At 23.4% G+C, this 2716-nt stretch carries 3 protein-coding genes; 1 reads left to right on the plus strand and 2 read right to left on the minus strand.

Annotated elements, in window-relative coordinates; all coding sequences use genetic code 11:
* Positions 1 to 233 precede the first annotated feature (233 nt).
* Entirely contained in the window at positions 234 to 980 is a 747-nt protein-coding gene (locus J7G74_RS09770) for a DUF6873 family GME fold protein (protein ID WP_297134699.1), read from the plus strand.
* Positions 981 to 1095: 115 nt separating this feature from the next.
* Here the strand turns inward: J7G74_RS09770 and J7G74_RS09775 are convergent, their stop codons facing one another.
* Positions 1096 to 2286 (minus strand): pentapeptide repeat-containing protein, encoded by a 1191-nt coding sequence (locus J7G74_RS09775; RefSeq protein ID WP_297134702.1) that lies wholly within the window; start codon positions 2284 to 2286, stop codon positions 1096 to 1098.
* 82 nt (positions 2287 to 2368) lie between these two features.
* A partial coding sequence (locus J7G74_RS09780; protein WP_297134705.1) for a Na+/H+ antiporter NhaC family protein occupies positions 2369 to 2716 on the minus strand: 348 nt, incomplete at its 5' end.

The following is a 2716-nucleotide window of genomic DNA, read 5'->3' on the forward strand; positions in this document are numbered from 1 at the left end:
ATATATATGGCTTCTTTATTTTTTATATTTTAAGGGATTATAAATTATCTGAATTGTGGATAATTTACAATCTCAACTGATAAATTTGAACAACGGAAGAAGTCGTTGGCGACATTAACAAGGTGAATTTTTTATATTAAATCTATTGATATTAATTTATTAGTATTGATAGATTTTTTATATTTTATTAAAATTATTATATATTACTGTATAATTAATAAGGAGATTTATTTATGAATTTTGTAAAAACTTCTTTTATCCCCGAAAATAAAATTTTAATCGCTTTGGTTGATAAAAGAATTACTATAGATATGAAAAATAAATTAAATAATTTAAATATAAATATAATAGAAAGTTCACCTTGTATAGAAACCTACGATGCAATAAGCTGTCACCCAGATGTTACTTTACTTAAAATAAATGATAATAATATTATAGTTGCTCCTAATGTTTATGATTATTATAGTGAAAAATTAGTTCCTCTTGGTTTTAATATAATAAAAGGAAATTCTTTTATTAAAAATAAATACCCTTATAATATAGGATATAATGTTGCTATCTTTGGAAAATATGCAATACACAATTTTAAATATACAGATAAAAAGATCTTAGAATTTTTAGATAAAAATAATTTCATAAAAATTAATGTTAAACAAGGTTATTGTAAATGTTCTATATGTATAGTAGATGAAAGTTCAATAATTACCTCTGATGAAGGAATTTATAAAGAAGTAATGAAGCATGATATTGACTGTCTTTTAATTGAAAAAGGACATATAGACTTATTTGATTTAAACTATGGATTTATTGGTGGATGTAGTGGACTTATATCTAAAGATGATTTAATGTTCTTTGGTGATATTTCTAAACATCCTAATTATAATGAAATCAAAAAATTTATAGAGAGTAAAAATAAAAACATTATATCTTTAAGCACTGAAAAACTTCTTGATTTAGGTTCTTTGATACCGTTGATTTAAAATCTTAAATTTTATTATATAAAATCATATAAATTTAAAAAGGTTACTTTAAAGCTGATGACTTTAAGTAACCTTTTATAGACTTTCCATTTTTAATATAACTATATAATTAATTTTATCTAATTAATTTTCTAACAATTGCACCTGTTCCTATTCCAACTGTTATTGCACCTAATATCATTTCTAAATTTGATATCAAAAGAGATAATTTAACAGGCTCACAACTATACCCACCTACTCCTAAGAATATTCCAGAGCTTAACGCTAAGGATTCATTATAATCTTCAATAAATTCTATAATGTTAAAATGCTTTAACTTATCTAGATTATAAACAACGAAATGATTATCTATATCTACACCAACAAATAAATATATTAGTCCAAATGATAATATTAAAATTATTCCTGTGATTAAGGCATTAAATGGTCTTTCACCATAACCACAAAATGCCCAATTTAAAAATGACGAAATTTTAGGTAAAGGATCTAAAGTTTTGAATTCAATTTTTTTACACAAATAATAATATTCACCAAAGTTATTATCTAAAGTATTTTGTTTAAATTCATCAGCTATATTTTGATATACCAAGTAAATACCTTCGTATTCAGATTTATCTTTTTTTCTTTCCACTAACTTATCAAAATAAGTTTTTTCGTCCAACTTACTTATGTACTTATCATCAAACTCAAAGTCTAAAATATAACATTTATATGTCTTAAGACCAGATAAATTACAATCTGATATTTTAATTTTATTTAATTCACACTTATTAAAAATTGTACTTTTTAGCATAGATACTTCAAAATAAGTATTTTTAACTAAACAATTTTCAAATATTGCATAAGATAATTCTGAATTTCTAAATTCGCAATAAAGCTCACAATCATAAAACTCACAAGAATAATTAACTTCATTATTTAAAGAAGGGGATTTTATATCATTATCCATTACAAATATGCAATTTTCAAATATTACTCCTCCTGCATCAAACTTACATCCTTCAAATTTGCAACCTATTATTCTGCAATTAATAAATTTAACATTAGAAAATGTACAATCAATAAATCTCGAACAAACAATATCTATATTTGATATATTATGAAATTCTTGTTCATCTAATATACCTTTTTTGCCTATAAATTCACCTTGTATTTTATCATAGCTATATTTATGATCTGGTACATAATTTGTCATATTTTCTTTATGTTTAATAATATAATTATAGATTTTCTCATTATTTTTCTTTCTTTTATCTAATTGAATTTTTAACTTATAATTTTCTTCCTTAAAATTTACATATGCCATAATAATACACCTCTCTCATATAGCATATTATTTACAAAAAAAAGACTTAAATACATAGTATTTAAGTCTTTTTTATAATATATTAACCTTCTAATATTTCATCTTCTTCCACTTCTACACTCTTACCAAGTAGCTGTATTCCTATAAACATTGCTATAAATGATAATGGTAATACTAAATAAATAGGTAATCCAAATCCAACTGGTATATATCCAAATAATATAGTTATTACTCCCACAAAAATAGAATAAGGCATTTGCGTTCTAACATGGTCTATATGATTACACCCAGCTCCCATTGATGATAAAATAGTTGTATCTGATATTGGTGAACAATGGTCTCCAAATATAGCTCCTGTTAAAACCGCACTTGTACTTACTATTACATAAGACATATCAGGATTTATTGAGTAAGCAAGTGGTATTGCTAG

The sequence above is a fragment of the Terrisporobacter sp. genome (genome assembly GCF_017888745.1).
Classification (GTDB): Bacteria; Bacillota; Clostridia; order Peptostreptococcales; family Peptostreptococcaceae; genus Terrisporobacter.

Bases quoted from the DNA above. Each gene is read 5' to 3' on its own strand.
- J7G74_RS09770 (WP_297134699.1), top strand. From the start codon at position 234: ATGAATTTTGTAAAAACTTCTTTTATCCCCGAAAATAAAATTTTAATC.
- J7G74_RS09775 (WP_297134702.1), bottom strand. From the start codon at position 2,286: ATGGCATATGTAAATTTTAAGGAAGAAAATTATAAGTTAAAAATTCAA.